Source organism: Chitinophaga sp. SVR4-12A (assembly GCF_056754765.1).
Map to the genome: position 1 here is coordinate 780,937 of NZ_JBPGWP010000001.1, position 17,114 is coordinate 798,050.

The 17,114-nt window shown below is 50.5% G+C and carries 10 protein-coding genes; 2 read left to right on the forward strand and 8 right to left on the reverse strand.

Going from position 1 to position 17,114, the window contains the following annotated elements; genetic code table 11:
* The gene (locus ACR9Y8_RS03055) at positions 1-3,675 is read right to left on the reverse strand and encodes a Tc toxin subunit A-related protein (RefSeq protein ID WP_481211757.1); all 3,675 of its coding nucleotides are present in this window, start codon (positions 3,673-3,675) and stop codon (positions 1-3) included.
* Between the two features lie 545 nt (positions 3,676-4,220).
* Here ACR9Y8_RS03055 and ACR9Y8_RS03060 point away from each other — a divergent pair.
* Positions 4,221-5,363, forward strand: a complete 1,143-nt coding sequence (locus tag ACR9Y8_RS03060; protein ID WP_481211758.1) for a papain-like cysteine protease family protein — start codon at positions 4,221-4,223, stop codon at positions 5,361-5,363.
* A 346-nt stretch (positions 5,364-5,709) separates the two neighbouring features.
* Positions 5,710-6,558 (forward strand): dienelactone hydrolase family protein, encoded by an 849-nt coding sequence (locus tag ACR9Y8_RS03065; protein ID WP_481211759.1) that lies wholly within the window; start codon positions 5,710-5,712, stop codon positions 6,556-6,558.
* Positions 6,559-6,627: 69 nt separating this feature from the next.
* On the opposite strand, the gene ACR9Y8_RS03070 is transcribed toward ACR9Y8_RS03065, so the two are convergent.
* The 7 genes from ACR9Y8_RS03070 to ACR9Y8_RS03100 all read right to left on the reverse strand — a co-directional run bounded on the left by ACR9Y8_RS03070 (position 6,628) and on the right by ACR9Y8_RS03100 (position 17,094).
* Entirely contained in the window at positions 6,628-7,926 is a 1,299-nt protein-coding gene (locus ACR9Y8_RS03070) for a sigma-70 family RNA polymerase sigma factor (protein ID WP_481211760.1), read from the reverse strand.
* Positions 7,927-8,112: 186 nt separating this feature from the next.
* Positions 8,113-9,900, reverse strand: coding sequence for a RagB/SusD family nutrient uptake outer membrane protein (locus ACR9Y8_RS03075; protein WP_481211761.1), 1,788 nt, complete (start codon positions 9,898-9,900; stop codon positions 8,113-8,115).
* Between the two features lie 20 nt (positions 9,901-9,920).
* Positions 9,921-13,292 (reverse strand): SusC/RagA family TonB-linked outer membrane protein, encoded by a 3,372-nt coding sequence (locus ACR9Y8_RS03080; protein WP_481211762.1) that lies wholly within the window; start codon positions 13,290-13,292, stop codon positions 9,921-9,923.
* Positions 13,293-13,331: 39 nt separating this feature from the next.
* On the reverse strand, positions 13,332-14,291 hold the full coding sequence (locus ACR9Y8_RS03085; RefSeq protein ID WP_481211763.1) for a FecR family protein: 960 nt from the start codon (positions 14,289-14,291) through the stop codon (positions 13,332-13,334).
* Between the two features lie 210 nt (positions 14,292-14,501).
* Positions 14,502-15,080, reverse strand: coding sequence for an RNA polymerase sigma-70 factor (locus ACR9Y8_RS03090; protein WP_481211764.1), 579 nt, complete (start codon positions 15,078-15,080; stop codon positions 14,502-14,504).
* A gap of 122 nt (positions 15,081-15,202) precedes the next feature.
* Positions 15,203-16,063 carry a hypothetical protein gene (locus ACR9Y8_RS03095; protein WP_481211765.1) on the reverse strand — a complete coding sequence of 287 codons (861 nt, stop codon included), beginning with the start codon at positions 16,061-16,063 and terminating at the stop codon, positions 15,203-15,205.
* 14 nt (positions 16,064-16,077) lie between these two features.
* Positions 16,078-17,094 carry a polyprenyl synthetase family protein gene (locus tag ACR9Y8_RS03100; protein ID WP_481211766.1) on the reverse strand — a complete coding sequence of 339 codons (1,017 nt, stop codon included), beginning with the start codon at positions 17,092-17,094 and terminating at the stop codon, positions 16,078-16,080.
* Positions 17,095-17,114: the final 20 nt, after the last annotated feature.

Genomic DNA, 17,114 nt, shown 5'->3' on the forward strand with positions numbered 1-17,114 from the left:
TTATAATCCTTTATAGGTGAAGGAATATTCAAGGAACAGGAACAGGTCCCTGATCTTTGATCTGTCTAATCCCGGATTATCGGCGTCTAAGAGCTGGATGGTCCATTCCTTGTTCAATTCCTTGTCGATAAATGCATTTAGCGGGTTGGCTGCATCCGCCTTATTTGATTTGATCACACCATCGGCGTTTGTAGCAGCCTTTGCGCTGACGGCTTCCTGCTGTACCGTAAATTTCAGGTTGTTGGCAGGCATGCCTTCGGTTACCACTTTCAGGGAGATGTTCTTCACCATCTGCTTCATCTCGTTGTAGGCAAAGTCTGTAGCCTGCAGCAGGCATTTCAGCTCACCGGTATCAATGAAGCGGTAGTACTCATCCGGGAAAACAATACGGAAAGGCAGGGCCATATTCTTTGCCCCTGTTTTAGGTAAGGTGGCCCTGATATTGTTCTCCAGCAGCTGGTCGTACTGGGCGGTATAGTAAACGATCATCTTTACGTCAGAGATGGTCTGGTAGTTGAGATCATTGGCAGCCATGGGGATGTCGAGTGTCCAGCTGGTGGCTACGCCGCAGTTCTCGAACACGTCCAGTACGCGCTGGTCGGGCTGGAACACCACGATATCCGCACGCGGGCTGTAGTTGGACAGGTAGAGTGTTTCATGGGGCTGGATCCGGAAGAACAGATCGCCATTCTTCTTCCTGTCGCGTGAGATACCGGAGTTCTTCAGGGTGCCATGAACGCCGCCCGGCGGAATGAGGCCTTCTACTACCATTTCTACTTTTTTGATCTTCCTGAGATAAGCGCCCGGGTAACACAGGTCGAAATCAGACAGGGAAGTTTCAAACTGCAGTCTGCCGGTGTTCTTGAAGGTGGTCTGGAAACCAGTGGGGTTCAGCTCTGCCAGGGAGAACATTTGTTTGATGGGGATGTCTTTTGACTTGGAATTATTGATGCGGTCAACCGTGAAGTAGTTGATATCATTCAGGAGATAATCTGCGCTCAGCAATCCGGAGATGATATTGGTATTATAATCACTCTTGATGGCGTTCAGTGCGCGGCCTGTTTCCAGCTCATAGGCCTTCTGCATTTTCTTCGCAATACCGATAGCGCGCTGCAGGTAGGTTTTGGAGATAAACAGCATGCGGGTACCTAGCTGGAACCATACTTCAGGCGTGAAGGTCTGTGATTCAAAGCTATCCAGCAGCTCGCGTGAATGTTTTTCATTCATTTCCGCGATCTTTTGCTGCTGTACGGCCACATCTACATTTACCTGGGCGGCCTGTACCTGTGCTTTTGCCAGCTGCATACCGGCGTCCAGCTCAGCGATGTTGCGATCCATATTGGAAAGCTCCATTTCTCTTGACAGCATGCCTTTTCTCCAGGCAGCATCTTCCATTACCTTGTAGGCGTCGCTGCCGGAGAGGGTGACGTCCTTTCCCTGGGATGGGCTGTAGTAGGTATAGGAAACGCTGTAGCCTTCCGGTCCGGAAGCGAATACGGTAGCCGCTTCCAGGGCCGTTATCTCATAGCTCACGTCTGCATACTGCTGTTTCTGATCTTTGGCGTTCTGCAGGCGGGTAGCTGCCAGCTGTGCGTTTTCATTGTTGATGTCCAGCTCTGCCTGTGCGTATTCCACCTGTTTCTGTGCCAGGTCTACCTGGGCTTTGCTGAGCTCAACGGATTGCTGCAGCTGTTCACGGGTCATTTCTTCATCTTCGCCACGGGCGGTGAAATTGATATATTCCCTTTCTGCCTGTATGGCCTGTTCAGCGAAGTAAGTGGCTACGCTTTGCAGGAAATCGAATTTGAAGATGGGGAAATAATTAGCCGGGAAGCCGAAGTAATCCAGTCCGGCGTTGATCATTCTCAGCCTGTTCCTGGCGTCCAATACAATGTTGATCGTATCTGGGTTCAGGGTGGAAGCATCCGGATCGGCAATGGCGGCGATCAATGCGCTTACCTGGTCGCCATATACTTTAAGCTTGTCTTTATACAAGGGAGATGCCGGTGTTTTATCATCCACGGTAATGATATTGACGTAGGTATCAAATGCCTGCTGTACTTCTTCGTTCTTGTAGAAGGAGTTACCCCATTCCAGGTAGTTGCGGGCTACCCTGATCCAGAGGGCCGGCAATTCGATGGAAGTATTGATGTATTGATAATTGGATGCGGTTTGGTATTGGGCCAGTGCTTTAGGATATTCACCGAGGTGATGATGACAATCCCCTATACAGATGGGCAGCTGGTACAGGTACATGTGCGGCAGGTTCACGGCCAGGTCTGTGATGGCGTTGTAAGCGATGTTCACTGCGGCCAGGTCTTTCAGGTCTACCCGCTGGGCGTAGTAGGTGTTCTTTACACTTTGCAGGTCCAGTCCCGTATCTGCTGTCCACTTGAACTTCATCGTTTGCGCGCCTCTTATCACGCCCAATTCCTTGGCAGCGATCTTTTGTTCTTTCTCGATATTGCCTTCCAGTTCCTGGGTGATCCAGCCATCTCCTTTGTTGGGCATGCGGAATACTACTCCTCCCCCATTCTTGCCGGCGAGGTCGTAAATGGTATCTGGCTTTGTGGTGGTACCCAGCTTGATGGCATGCAGGGAAGCGCTTTTCACTTCTTTGGACCCCATGGCGCCTACAGCAGTTTCTTTATTCCCGTTTCCATTGGTCGTTAATACGCCAGGGGCAGCGGTAGCGGCAGCCGCAGCTGCAGGTTGAGCAACTGTTCCCGTTGCACCTGCTGCCGGTGCGGTGGCTGCGGTAACGGAAGAAATAGCTTCTGCCGCCCTTACTGCCGGGGAACTTCCAAGCATTGCCGAGAGATCCGCATTATGCAGTACGGTGCTGGCCTCTTTACTCATGGTGGCAGCTTCGTTTGCTTTGCCTTCCTTATTGAGGATAGCGGCCATATTGAGTTTTGCCTGTCCTTCACCTACTGCATCGTTAGCGCCTTTGAAGCCTTCTGCGGCAGCGCTTAACATTTGCTGCGCAGCGCCCAGGTCGCCTTTCTGGATCTGAACAGCGCCAAGGTTCATTTGAAGAGATGCCTTTGCGATCTTCGCATCGGGCGTATCAGCATTACCCAGGGTATCCAAGCCTTCTTTAAAGAATGCTTCCGCCTGTTTCCAGTCGCCGCTCTTGGCGAATTCCAGGCCGATCATGGTTGCATCCCGCGCATCCCTCAACATTTTATCGCCAGCATAATTGACCCCTGCACCATCGTATAGCTGCGCATATTTCTGTGCATCGGCAGGCAATGATTTCATACTTACATAGCTCACCGCGGTTTGTATATTTTCCGGCGGCAGTGAGATCGCCATTTCACCACCGATCTTCAGAATAGGATCAAACAGGTTGTCGTTCACCGGTATTGCCTGTAGTGTTTCATAAATGTACCAGGGCTTGTAGGAGGGATATAACAGCTGGAACACCAAACCCTGTACGTACTGGTAGGTTTTCAATGCTTCCTGGAATTTCTTTTTGTAGAACAGGTTATTGGCTTTGGCAAAATTCAGTTTGATCTCACTCAGCTTCACCTGGTTCTTCGTGTCGGTTTTCTGATAGGCGCCTTCCTTTGCCGCCAGCTCCAGCCACTCGTTGTGTTCCGCCAGGATGTTGTCATAGCTGGCGCCCACATAGTGTAGGGTGTTTACATTTTCAAGGTATTTGGTTGCCATAAGGGAGAGATTTTTTGGAGTTAAGAAATAAGTGTACGATTGAAAAGGGATACTGCTACAGATCAACCGTAATTACAACACAGCGGTTGCTGACAGCTGTTCACGACAGTTCGTTCCTGATAAATTGTATTTGTTGGCTGCGATTAAAAAACAAATTTCCCTTGCATGGTGAGGGAAATAGCTATGGGGTTATGCTTAACCGATTATGTGAAAACACCTTTCGCACAACTAAGCTAAAGAATTATTTCAATCCCTGCAAAATAAAAGCAGTCGCATTAACAAATTTCCTGCGATGGATAACGCATGAAAGCTGTGCCTGCAATGGATTGACGAAGATGGGAGCAGGCACGGCTTTGATGCCAAGGCGTATTAACAGTAATGTTTTATGAATTAACGGAAATGATGAATGCTCTTTTTTCCTGTTATAATAAAATTGCGTATTTATACGTGCCGCATAAATGACGGAAGCGCTTACCTTTGTTGCACGAGCCGGATCTGCAAGCCGGTGCGCTTTTTATTTCTCAACCCCAAAAATTAAAGAGATCATGAACTTTTCCAATCTTAAGGAACAGGTGATCCAGAAACCTGTTGTGCAGGAGCTGAGCATTTTCAACAAATTTTACCAGAGCGTTGTGCTTAATTTCAACATGGAAGCGCAAACCCAGTCTAACTGGTGCTGGGCGGCCACTTCTAAAAGCGTTTCGTTCTTCTATGCCAGTTTCCTGAATCCCTGGTCGCAATGTAAGATCGCTTCATCCGAACTGGGACAAACCTGTTGCACCTCGCCTGTACCGGGCCCCTGTAATGTACCCTGGTATTTAGACAAAGCGCTTACCCGCACCAACAACTTTGTTTCTTTCCAGGGACCGATGACCTGGGAAAGCGTAAAAGACCAGATAGACCAGGGCCTGGTAGTAGGTACCCGTATCGGTTGGTTTGGCGGTGGCGGCCACTTCATGGTGATCTATGGTGTATCCAGGATCCTTACCACCAAATATTTTCACATCGATGATCCTATCTACGGCAAGAGCATACTGACAGTAGACCAGTTCAGTAATAACTACCAGAGCGCCGGCTCATGGACGCATAGCTACATCACGAAAAAACATTTCTACTTTATGTGGTTAAAAGATATCGCCTTCAAAGCAGAACTGCTGAAGCCCATCCCGGAAGTACGGCCGCTGATCCGTATGCAGCGCCCTAACCTGAACCTGGATAAAAGCGCTGCCGAGCTGCAGCTGTCCTTACCGCATCACGCCTATGTGATCGGCCTGCAGGATATTAACCAGGAGATCAGGATACCGGCGGAGCCCAGCTCCTTGCGTGTGATAGAGATGGATGAGAAAAGCCCGGTGGCATTGTATGACCTGTCTACCGCAGAGGATAACCCGCAGTTGTTGCAGGTAAGTACAGATGATGATTACCTGGGCCGTATTGAGAGCGGTATGGAGAAGCTGAAGGGCAGCCTGCGGGATAAGAGCGTGGAGGGAGAATTGCGGTTGTTGAAATTTCCGGCGCTGAACCTGGAGGCGTTGTGGTTGCATACGGAGGCGAAGGAGAATGACCGTTATTATTTGCTCAGGCATTTTGGGCAGGAGGATGGCGTGTTGGATGAGCAGCGGTTCAATGAGGTGGTGATGAGGCAAAAGGCGGTAGTGGAGAAGCAGGATGATATGATGGGTGCGTAATTTTATAGTTTGGTTGATAAAAAGGGAAGCCGCCGGTTTTGTACTGGTGGCTTTTTTGTTTTTATGTTTTTAGCAGGTTTTCAAAACGGGCTGCGCTGGCTGGGTGGATGGGGATGGTGCGTGGGAGGGCATGGAGGCGGTAGGAATGCTGTGAGGCGGTAACGAGCCGGTGGCGCCAGCGAAAGGCCCGTTTGAAAACTGCTAAAAACGGTGAGAGCAGGAAAGGAATTAGTAAACTGCTTGTTTATGTGGTGAACGAATGAGAATGAGTAGGTCTTTTTATTATCATGAAAAAGAACGACATTTATGGCGCGAATTTGAGAGCGCTTTAAACCCTTATTTACATATGAAAGGACAAACCTTGCTTTTAACATGTTTAGTGGCGGCAGTGACGGGATTTACTGCATGCAACAATCAATCGGCATCTAAGGAAGCGGCGGCTGATTCAACGGCGGCTGTACCGGCTGAAGTGAAACTGAAGGAGGAAGCGGTTACTTACAAAGATGATACGAGTACCCTGATCGGTTTTGTGGTGTACAATGAGGCTTCGGATGCGAAACGTCCGGGTGTATTGGTGGTGCCGGAATGGTGGGGATTGAATGACTATACGAAAAGCAGGGCAAGGCAATTGGCTGAACTGGGTTATGTAGCCTTGGCGGTGGATATGTATGGCAACGGCAAAGAGGCGGCTACACCTGATGAAGCGGGTAAGGCAGCTGGTGCGTTCTATAAGAATCCGGCTTTGATCAAGTCGAGGATGGCGGCGGCGCTGGCGGAGCTGAAAACTTTTAGCCAGACAGATAGCAGCCGTGTGGCGGCTATTGGTTACTGCTTTGGCGGGGCGATGGTGCTGAATGCTGCTAAAATGGGATTGCCCTTTAATGGCGTGGTGAGCTTTCATGGCAGCCTGGCTGGTGTGAACCCGGATAAAAACCTGCTGAAGGCTAAGATACTGGTGTGCCATGGCGGTGACGACAAGTTTATCTCTCCGCAGGAAGAGGCGCAGTTCAAGAAAGGGCTGGATTCTATCGGGGCAGACTATACGTTTAAAACATATCCCGGGGCAACACATGCGTTCACTAACCCTGCCGCTACAGAGCTCGGGAAGAAATTCAATATGCCGATCACTTATAATGCTGCGGCAGATAGCGCTTCCTGGCAGGATATGAGAACATTCTTTGCACGCATTTTTTAATACAACTAACCCAATAAACGATGAAAGGCAGTACGGTAAAACGTACTGCTTTTCTTTTTCAGGGGATGATCACCAGGCGCTATGCACCTGCCGCCCGGTATCCTTAACGTTGAACAGGCCGTTCTTCCAGGCCATGATCTGATCGATATCGGCGTTGCTGATGATCTTTATACCGGCCTGCGGCCGGCTGTTGGTGATCTCCGCCTGCTGGCCCGGTTTAAGCAATGCCTGGTCGCCGGTATTCGGAATCGCTACCCGCGCAACGCCTTTGAGCAGGGTGGTATGGATGCCTGCTTCATCCCGATAAGCATTCACATTAAAGCTGGCGCCCAGCGCTTCCACGGCGGCCGTTTCCCCGATCTTCACCATAAAGGGCCTGCCTTTGGTGGCAGCTACTTCAAAGTAAGCTTCCCCGCTTACTTCCACTGTTCTTTCCTTTCCTGCAAAAGCGGTGGGATAACGCAGGGAAGAAGCCGCGTTCAGCCATACCAACGTACCGTCTGGCAGTTGCACGCGGAACTGTCCGCCCCTGGGTGTTGTAAGTGTATTGTAGGTGACCACCCCTTGCTGTAGGTGCTGTTTCCTGTTAGCATTGATGGCCAGGATGACCACTGCCCCTTCCGCCAATAGCAGAAGCACGGAAGCAGCAAGCCACCCCCATCTGCGAAAAGACAGGCGGAGGAGGTGGGAGGTTGTCTTATAGGCAGCGATGGTCTTGTCAATTTCCAGGATGGCGGATAGCCTTCTTTCACGATCTTCCATGGGAAGTACTTCATCTGCTGTTGTTTGTTCTATCAGCTGTACCAGCAGCTCAGGCACGGTTCCATCCTCCGCATGTTCTTCGGGGCTGGTGGCCGGCTCGCGCGCTTCCAGCAACTGTTCCCTTATCTGCCGGATGGCCGCGGTGATGGTGTTCCTCACGGTATTGGCGGTAACCCCTATCTCCTCGGCGATTTCGGCGGATGACAATCCTCCGTCGCGATGCAGCTGGTAGATCTTACGCCGCTGCTCCGGCATACCGGCAATGATGCGGCCTACCAGGGCTTCCATATCCTTCCAGGCCAGCTTGCCTCCCGGGTTACGGACGATATCTGGCGGCTGTCCCAGTTCCTGCAGCCAGCGATAAGAAAGATGAGCCGCGATGCGATAGATATAGGTACGGGGATGCACCACTTCCGCGTGGCTGTCGCGGTACAGCCATAAGCGCAAAAAGGTTTCCTGTAGCAGTTCTTCGGCGGTGGATTCGGACCTCGTCAGCTTCAGTAAAAACGTGTACAACATCGTGTCGTACCGAAAATAGAGTGTATTAAACGCATTTTCGTCCCCTTCTGCTATCTGTGATAGCAGTTCATTGTCACTGTATACCATGTTAACCTATTGGTTGCTCTCTCGATCTAATAAAGATAATAGGCGGGAATGTTGTATGCAAGCCAAGGCGGTTATTTTTTTAGCAGATATGTGTCGGTCGTACACTTGTTGCCACAGTAGTATGCGTATTAAAAATCCCGGCCGCCTGTATGCAACCGGGATATGTTCCTTAGTTGAGCGATCTGGCTACCAGCCGGGGTTCTGCACCAGCTTCTTATTCCTGTCTATATCAAACTGGGGAATCGGAAAGAAATAATGCTTCTGCGCAAATACCCTTGTTTCGAAAACGGTCCTTTTATAGAAGCTCAGGTCTTGTACATTATTGCCTGCATCGACATTCATCCCGTAAAAGGGGCCTCCGTCTGTTTGCAAGGCTATGTTCCATCGACGTGTATCAAAATAGCGATGATATTCAAATGCGAGCTCTATCCTGCGTTCCTGGCGGATACGCGTCCTCATCTCCGTTTGTGTTAAACCGGCGGGCAAGCCCGGGATGCCTGCTCTTTCGCGGATTGCGTTGACGTATATAAGAATGTCCGGATGGCCGGGTTGTGCCTCATTCAGTGCTTCCGCATAGTTCAGGTAAATCTCTCCCAGGCGGAACAGCACCAGCGGACGAGCTACTGATCGCCCCTGCCGCGGATAGGTATTGGGGTGATAATTCTTACGTACCAGGTAGCCGGTACGGGAATAATCATAGGAACCCTGTTTCCCGGTATTGCCTGTATTATACAGCTCCACTGTCTTTTCGCCTTCGCTGGTATTGAACCAGGTCATGCCGTTAAAGGTGATGCAAACGTAAAACCGCGGCTCCCGGTTCACGTACATATTGTAAGTACCTGCTTTGGTGTATTTGGTATCTGTAGCAGAGAAACCTTCTTCCACATAGCCTGAGCCCTGTTCACTGATCATCTTGCCATTGGCCATATGAAACGCATCCACGATCTGCTGGGTAGCGCCTACACCGCTCCAGCCGCCGGCAAAGCGGGGAGAGCAATGCACTTCCCATTGATACACATCGTTGCCGCCGCGGGCAAAGATCGTTTCCTTATTCCAGGGATCCAGCAGCACATCGCGGCAGGAAAGAAAGGGGTCAAAATTGCCGGAGGCGTCATTCTTTTTCAGCAGGTTGAAAATGCCCAGGTCAATCACTGCCTTCGCTGCATCTGCGGCTTTCTGCCATTTGGCGGGATCGTTCTGCTGACTGATCAGGGGCTTACCGTCGAGGTTCTTAAAGCCGGCATAGCCTGTGTTCCCGTTCACCAGCGGACTGGCAGCATACAAAAGCAGGCGTGATTTGATCGCCATGGCGAATGCCCTTGTGGCACGCCCGTATTCTACCAGGTCTGTTTGCTGCAGCGGCAGATCGGCGCCTGCTTTGTCCAGTTCCGTGCTGATGAAGTTTACACACTCATCATAGGAGTTGCGCGGGATCTGTGTTTCTTCAAAAGGCACGTCCGGCGGCAATGTTTTTTCACCCAGCAAAGGTACCGGGCCGTATTGGCGCAGCAGGCAGAAATAAAAGTATGCACGCAGCAGGCGGGCTTCTGCTTTGTATTTTGTGAGCAGTGCATTGCCTTCGGGCAAAGCCAGGATCTCCTGGCATTTGTCTGCATTCTCGAGGAAATAGCTGGCAGAGCGGATGCCCTGGTAATAATGCGTCCAGAAATCATAGAAGCCGGAAGTAGGGTCCCAGCTGCCGATGTTTATGAAATAACTATCGTAGCCGCCACGTGCCCAGGTCATGTCTGTTTCATCAGAACAGCCCAGCCAGGGATTGGAATTCCACTGGTTGCTTTCATCCCGGATACGGTCATAGATATTGGCCAGGTATTGCTCCAGCGACTTTCTTTTCGAGAATACCTCGTCGATCGTAATACGGTCATCCGGCACCTGGTCAAGGAAGCCCTTCTTACAGCCGGCTACCAGCAGCACGGCTGTTAACAGTAATGTACATACGTGGAAATGTTTCATACAATGATTTTTGTGCGGTATCAGAATTGCAGGGAAACGCCCAGGTTATAGGAAGTGAGCTGCGGATACTGCGTGCCCCTGCCCTGGTCCAGCTCAACGTCCCACAGTTTAAATGAGCTGATGGTAAGTACATTATAGCCCAGCAGGTAAATGCGTGCGCGTTGCACACCTGCACGCTTTAACCACCGCGGGGGCAGCGTATAACTGATCTCCAGGTTCTTAAGGCGCAGGTAACTGGAATTCTTCACCCACCAGGTGCTTTCCTTATAGTTATCATTTACAACGCCGAAAGAGAGACGGGGATAAAAGGCATGAGGATTGGGATTCTCCGGCGTCCAGCGGTCGGTGATCACGCTCATCAGGTTACCGCGGTTACCACCCTGCTCAAAGGGAACGAAGCCTTCTCCATATGCATAGGTATCTACATTGGCAACTCCCTGGAAGAACAGGCCTACTGCCACATTTTTGTAGGCCAGGTTTAAACCGAAACCGTATACGATCTCCGGTACAGCGCCATAGCCAACGGGGTACTGGTCATAGGAGTTAATTACACCGTCCCCATTAATATCCTTGAACTTGATATCACCGGGCCGTACATCTCCTGTTTGTTTGGGGCTTCTGAGTATCTCCAGTGAGTCCTGGAAAAGGCCTTCCGCGATATAGGCAAAGCGCTGGCTGATCTTTCTGCCTTTTCTTTCCAGGTAAGGATAAGCCCATGGCGGCAGATCATCCTCGATCACTTTGTTCTTGTTGAAGGTGAAATTGCCTTTCAAACCCAGCATCAGCTCTCCTATCTTCATGTTGAAATCAAGGCTGGCGTCAATACCTTTATTCTCGGTCTTCCCCAGGTTGCCATAGGGGTTGCTGCGCAATCCCAGCATGGCGGGGATGGAAGAACGCCTGAGGAAAATGTTGTCCCGTTTCTCTTTAAAGAAATCCACCTGGATATTCAGGCGGTCTTTCAGGGTGGTGAATTCCACTCCCAGGTTAGTTTTCTTTGCCGTTTCCCAGGTTACGTCTGAAGCATACTCTCCTATATCATAACCGTTGCTATAGTTGTTCTGTCTTTCATTACCATATGCGTAGCCGTTAGTGCTGGCCACGGTGGCGATGTAGGCAAAGCGTCGTCCTTCTATCTCACCGTTGCCCACCAATCCGTAAGAGAAGCGGAATTTTAAAAACTGGATCACATTCGCTGCCGGCTTCATAAACTTCTCACTGGAGGCGATCCAGCCGAGGCCTACAGAGGGAAAGAAACCGTAGCGGCGGTTGGGCGAGAATGTTTCGGAGCCGTTATAGCCAAAATTAGCTTCAAAGAGATAGCGGTCATCAAAAGAATAGGTGCCTCTTCCCGCCAGGCCTCTTTGTCTTCTGGGAATGGAAGCGATGAAGTCATCCTGGAAGGCATCTACCTTATCACTCTGGTTATATAACAGCAAACCGCCTACGCGGTGTTTACCGAAAGCATTATCATAACTCAACGCCGTTTCGGTATAGAACTGCCGGTTACCGCCATTGCTCCTGCTAAAGCCCAGGTAATTAGCGCCAATGCGGGTTTGACGGTATTCCAGCTGTCCGGCGCTGTCACGGCCGGTGGCCAGCCAGGTATCTACTGATTTGGTGCGGCGCAGGTTGTGCTGGTTATAGGTATCGAAAGAGAACATCGTGGTAAAGGAAAGCCCTTTTAGCAGGAAGTCGAGATCCTGCCTTACCCGGATGTTGGAAAAGATCTGGTTACGGAATTCTGTAGCAAAGCCCGACTGTGTGAGCTGATCATAAGGATTGTTCACAGAAGAGCCATCCTGCAGGGCGGGGATCTTTCCATCCGGATAGCGCACCGGAAATACGGTAGGCGGTGTAGATAAGGCCGAGCCGAAAATAGTGCCGGTAGCGGTACCCGGGTAATTGCCATTGCCAATGTATCCCTGTACGCCAAATTCCAGCTTTGTAGAAGCAGTAACTTTCAGGTTCAGGTTAGTGGTGAAATTATACCGCGTGAACTTAATGGCAGAATTGTATTTGGCCAGCTGGTCGCGTTTGAACAAACCTACTTCATCAAAATAGGAGGCGGAGACATAGTAGTTGGCCGCTTCGGAACCGCCCTGTATATTCATATTGGCGCGCCTGTTGGTGCCAAATTTGTTGAAGATCTCTTTGATCCAGTTCACGTTTGGATATAAATAAGGATCCTCTCCGCTGGCGGTTTTCTGAACAGTCTCTTCTGAATACTGCGGTGTGCCGCCACGGGTGGTAATGGCTTCATTGGCCATTTGCATATAGGTGACGCCATCTGCATACTCGGGCAGACGGGTAAATTCAGTAACACCGGTATTTAAGTCGAAATTGATCTGCGTTTTCTGCGACTTACCCCGCTTAGTGGTGATCAGGATTACGCCGTTGGCCCCTCTTACGCCGTAAACAGCAGTGGCAGAGGCATCTTTCAGGATATTAAAGCTTTCAATATCCTGTGGGTCAACATTGGCGAAAGGCCTTTCTACGCCATCCACCAATACCAGCGGACGGCTGTTGGTAAAGGTAGAGATCCCGCGTATCCAGATCTGCGCATCATCATAACCCGGCTCCCCGCTTCTCTGCACGCCTACAATACCTGCCAGGCGGCCGGCCAGCAAGGTGCTGAGGTTGCGTACCGGCTGTTTCAGCTCTTCTACTTTTACGCCTGATTGCGCGCCGATAAGGCTCACCTTTCTCTGCTTGCCGAAACCTACCACTACTACTTCGTTCAGGCCGCCTTCCTCTGCTTCCAGGATCACTTCCATATCCACGCGGTTGCGCACGCTCACTTCCTGCCGCTTATACCCTATGAAGGAGAATTCCAGCGAGCCCACCGGATCTACGTCTATAGTGAAGTAGCCACGTTCATCCGTGATAGTGCCCTTTTCTGCCTTGATCACTCTTACGGTTACACCGGGCAGCGGATTACCGATACCGTCTTTTACGATGCCGTTCACTTTTATCTCAGCGCGGTCTGTTTTATCTATGACGTTGGCATGGCCCGAACCGGAGGCAGGGATGATAAGGTATTGCAAGTCTCCCATTTTGTTCAGCCTGAGATGATGTGCAGCCAGGGTTTGCTCCAGGCTGTTGATCAGGCGGCCGCTTTCCAGTTGCAGCAGCTGTGAGGAGACCTTAATGTCTTTCACCTGGATCTCATTATAAATGAATTTCAAACGATGCTTTTGATAGATCTGTTCCAGTACGGTTTTCAGATCCAGCTTTGCAGTTTTACTCCGCTGTGCAGACAGCGTTTCATCGCGGCCGGGCGTATCGTTTTGCACAAAGGCTGTTTGGGCATAGGTGGCAGGTAAGACCATGCTCAGGCTACAGCAAACGATCCCCAGGCCCCCTAGTAAATAACGTAGAGCTTGTTTCATAACGGAAAAGTTTTGTTCACTTAAGGAAGTGCAGCGATCTTATTTTGGTTGAATAGTTACGTGTCTTTCTTTTTTAATAATTGTTACGTTGTACATAATGGACAGTGTATTCCACAGCTCGGGCTTGTCTTTTAAAGCAATGCGCCCACTGAAGGTCTGTCCTTTCAGCTGTTCCGGTTTTTCAATGGTGATCGTATATCCATAAATAACACTGATCATTTCAGCTATGGCCGCCAGGCTGGTATTTTCCAGGTAGGGATCCTCTTCCTTCCAGGCGGTATACAGGGCAGCATTCACAGGCTCCTTACGGGAACGGCCGTCTTCGAGCAGCCATCTTTCATTGGGGTGAAGCGTCAGCGCCTGTTGCGGGGCGTTCACCTTTACAGCGCCGGTGCTTACCACTACGGAGGAACGGCGCTCATCTTCCCTGACCACGAAGGAAGTACCCAGTACAGTCACTTCCATCCGCTGTGTGTGCACGATAAAGGCATTGTTTGCCTGCTGTGCTTTTACATCGAAATAGCCGGTGCCGTTGATCCAGACGGCACGTCCGTCTTGTTCCATTTGCTGGTTGTATTGCAGCTCAGTGCCAGGCCCCAGCCATACCAGGCTGCTGTCCGGCAATAGGATCATCCGGGCGCTGTCTGTTGGCGATAGTTTTACCAGCATCCGTTTGGGAGGCTCGTTGTTACGGGAAAAGAAATAAAGGGCAACACTGATGGCCAGTAGCAGGACGGCAGCGTATTTCATCCATCCCAGGCTAAAAGATCGCCGGGGTGGCGCTAAGGCCTGCTGTACCTGCAGCCATTGCGCGCTGAGATCTTCCCGGGAGATACCGGTTGCCCGCTGCCGGTCTAATATATCTTTTACCCGGAAGTAAAGTTCTTTATTGGCGTCAGCGCTATTGATCCAGGCAAGCACGCGTTCCTGCTCTGTTTCATTTGCGGCGCCGTCAATGAACTTTATAAGGAGCTGATAGTCGAATTCATTATCGTGCATAGAGATGTTGCTATTATGTAGACGATCAAGCTGTTCGTTTCTACGTATAGGGTTGAAAAAAATATTTTCTTCATCTCCGTCCTTGCGAGGAGCAGCGTGGGCAAGAGCGTGGGGCACAAAAGCTTTGCTGCTCCTCGCAATGACGGGGATGACGACCCGATTGCTCCTGGCAATGGGATGAAGGCTCTTTCCCGCGATGCCAAAAAGTGATTATAATAATGACCAGAAGAGGTAGCTGAGCTTTCTTACTTTCCCTTTGAGGAGCTTCAGGGCTTTGTACAGTTGTGTTTCTACCGTGCGGGAGGATATGCCCATGGCATCGGAGATCTCCCTGGTTTTGAGGCCTTCCTGGTAGCGGAGCTTTACAATTTCACGGCATTTGGGAGGCAATTGCTCAATGGCCTGCCAGATACTGCCGTCTTCCGCATTCATCAGCAGGCTTTCCCGGCCGGATGAGGGATCATAATAGGCCAGTTCCTGCAGGTGCAATTCTGCCAGGGCGCGGCTTACATAGCGTTTATGGACCATATCGTGCCTGAGCTGGTCCAGGCACCTGTTATGCACGGCACGGAACAGGTAATTGCGGATGGTATGCTTTATTTCCAGGCCGGCGGCCTGGCGGTGCAGCTGAATGAAGACCTCCTGTATAATATCTTCGGCAGTTTCCCGGCTTACGAATTTACAGGCATAGCCCAGCAGGCCGGCGGCGTACTGTTCAAACAGCGCGGCTACTGCGGCGGAGGTATCCTGCCGGAGCGCTGTTTTCATTATGTCTTCGCTATCGTACATGCAGGGGGCATCGGTTTTTCATTACGTGTATACCAATATAGTTACAATAAATGAAAAAGTGAAGGGACTTTTGCCCTTCACTTTTTCTCTTGTAAAAAAATAAGCACTGATATTCAGCCCTGTTACTCGATACCGGCCTTATACAGTTCAAAGGCATCCGCAAAGGAAGCGGATGAAAAGACATTATTCACCGCGTTGGTGAGCACGTTCCCGAGGTCTGTGAGCACGCTGGGATTGGTCAGCTTATCGTTAATGTTGGTAACGATCATCTCGCTCACCTTTTTATAGTTGGCAGCCTGGTTGGCCAGGAAATTATAATCCGGGCCGCTGTCCATCTTAATGGAGATACAGATATTGCTGCTGGATGAAGCGCCGGGCGCGGTGCACAATTTGCCCGCATAGGTAGACGGAATGCCAAGCGTCATGGAGTTCACCACTACTTTCAGTTTTGAGCTATCATTAGGGTCCGGAATGATGTCCAGGTCGCCGGTACCTTGTCCGCTGAAGATAGTGGCAGTGAAACTACCGGTGCCTTCTACCGGGAACTTACTTTTCCCATCGGAGCTCAGACACTCCTGGTCATACTGGTAACGGCCCGTTACCACTACATACTGGCTGGTAACATGTGGTGCGCTGAGTGGCAGGGTACAGAAGTCCATGCTGGCCTTTACATTGGTATTATTAACAACAGGCCTGGTAGCATTGGGCTGCAGGTTGTACAACCCTTTGATCACCACTCCGCTCAATTTAAGGGTTGGATTTCCTATACAGGTGCCTGGATCATTGCCGCTGAGGCAAACTGCATCATTATTATCCGGCAGGGTGCCCAGGTTCCAGTCGCCGGCGGAATAAGGATCATAAGAATTTGCCTGCTTTGCCAGGATCGCGGGCAAAAAGAACTGGGAGGTTTGAATAGACATTTGTCCCCACAGGTAGTTCACAAGGAACTTCAGGATCGGTTCATCTGTTAATTTTGTTGTCATAGTCAAAGAAGCTTTTAATTGTTTACAATAGTTTCCACGAGGCTGCGCAGGCAATTGGCGTATACGTTATCACCATATTCTTCCAATTGCTCTACTGCTTTGATCATGTACACCCTTGCCTCTGAATAGCACTTGTCCATACCGGGCGATTGCAATACCAGGCGTTTGGCCTGGTTAAACTCCGCTTCCGTATAGGCCTTGCCGGACAGAATCTTCTTTACCGGGTTGTTTTTGGGCAAAGTTTCCAGCACATAGATATAGGGCAGTGAGATGCGCGCGTTGCGCAGGTCGATAAAGCGTTGTTTACCGGCCTCTTTGTCTGTCTGGAAAATATCCTTCAGGTCGTCCATCACCTGGAAGGCGCGGCCGCAATACATGCCGTATTTCTCCATAGATACTACCCTGCCTGCCCTGGCATTTACCAGGCGGGCGCCCGCTTCGCAGGCGAGTGCGATCAGCTGCCCTGTTTTACGGTCAATGGTGCGCAGGTAAGTGCGCCGCAGATCGCTTGTTTTCCAGGATGGCTTTTTATGCAGCTCGTCAATTTCACCGCGGCAGAGATCAAAGGCGGTATCCAGGTAATGCCGCACCAGCTTCAGGTCGCGCTGTGTTTTCACGGAGCTGACGAAGTTGCGCATGGATGCTATCATCTGCATATCGCCTACCAGTATGGCTTCTTCATGGCCCCGTTCTGTATGCAGGCTCGGTAATCCGCGGCGCAGGGGCGCCTTGTCTACGATGTCGTCATGGATCAGGGAGCCTACGTGCAGCATTTCCAGGGATACGGCAGCGCGTATCACTTTATCCGGCAGCGGCGTATCCGCCGGTTCTTTCGAATTGAGCCGGGCGCTCAGCAGGAGCAGGATGGGGCGAAAGCGCTTGCCGCGTTTATAGATCTCGACGGTATTCTTCGACAGGTATTTCTTCTGCGTTTTTAAGGTTTGCATCAATGCCTTTTCGAAGGCTTCCAGTTCTTCGCCCAATAAAGCTTTGGCCTGTGCTATTACATCGGAAGCGGTTGTTTGTTGCATATCAGTGTTACTATTCCGTT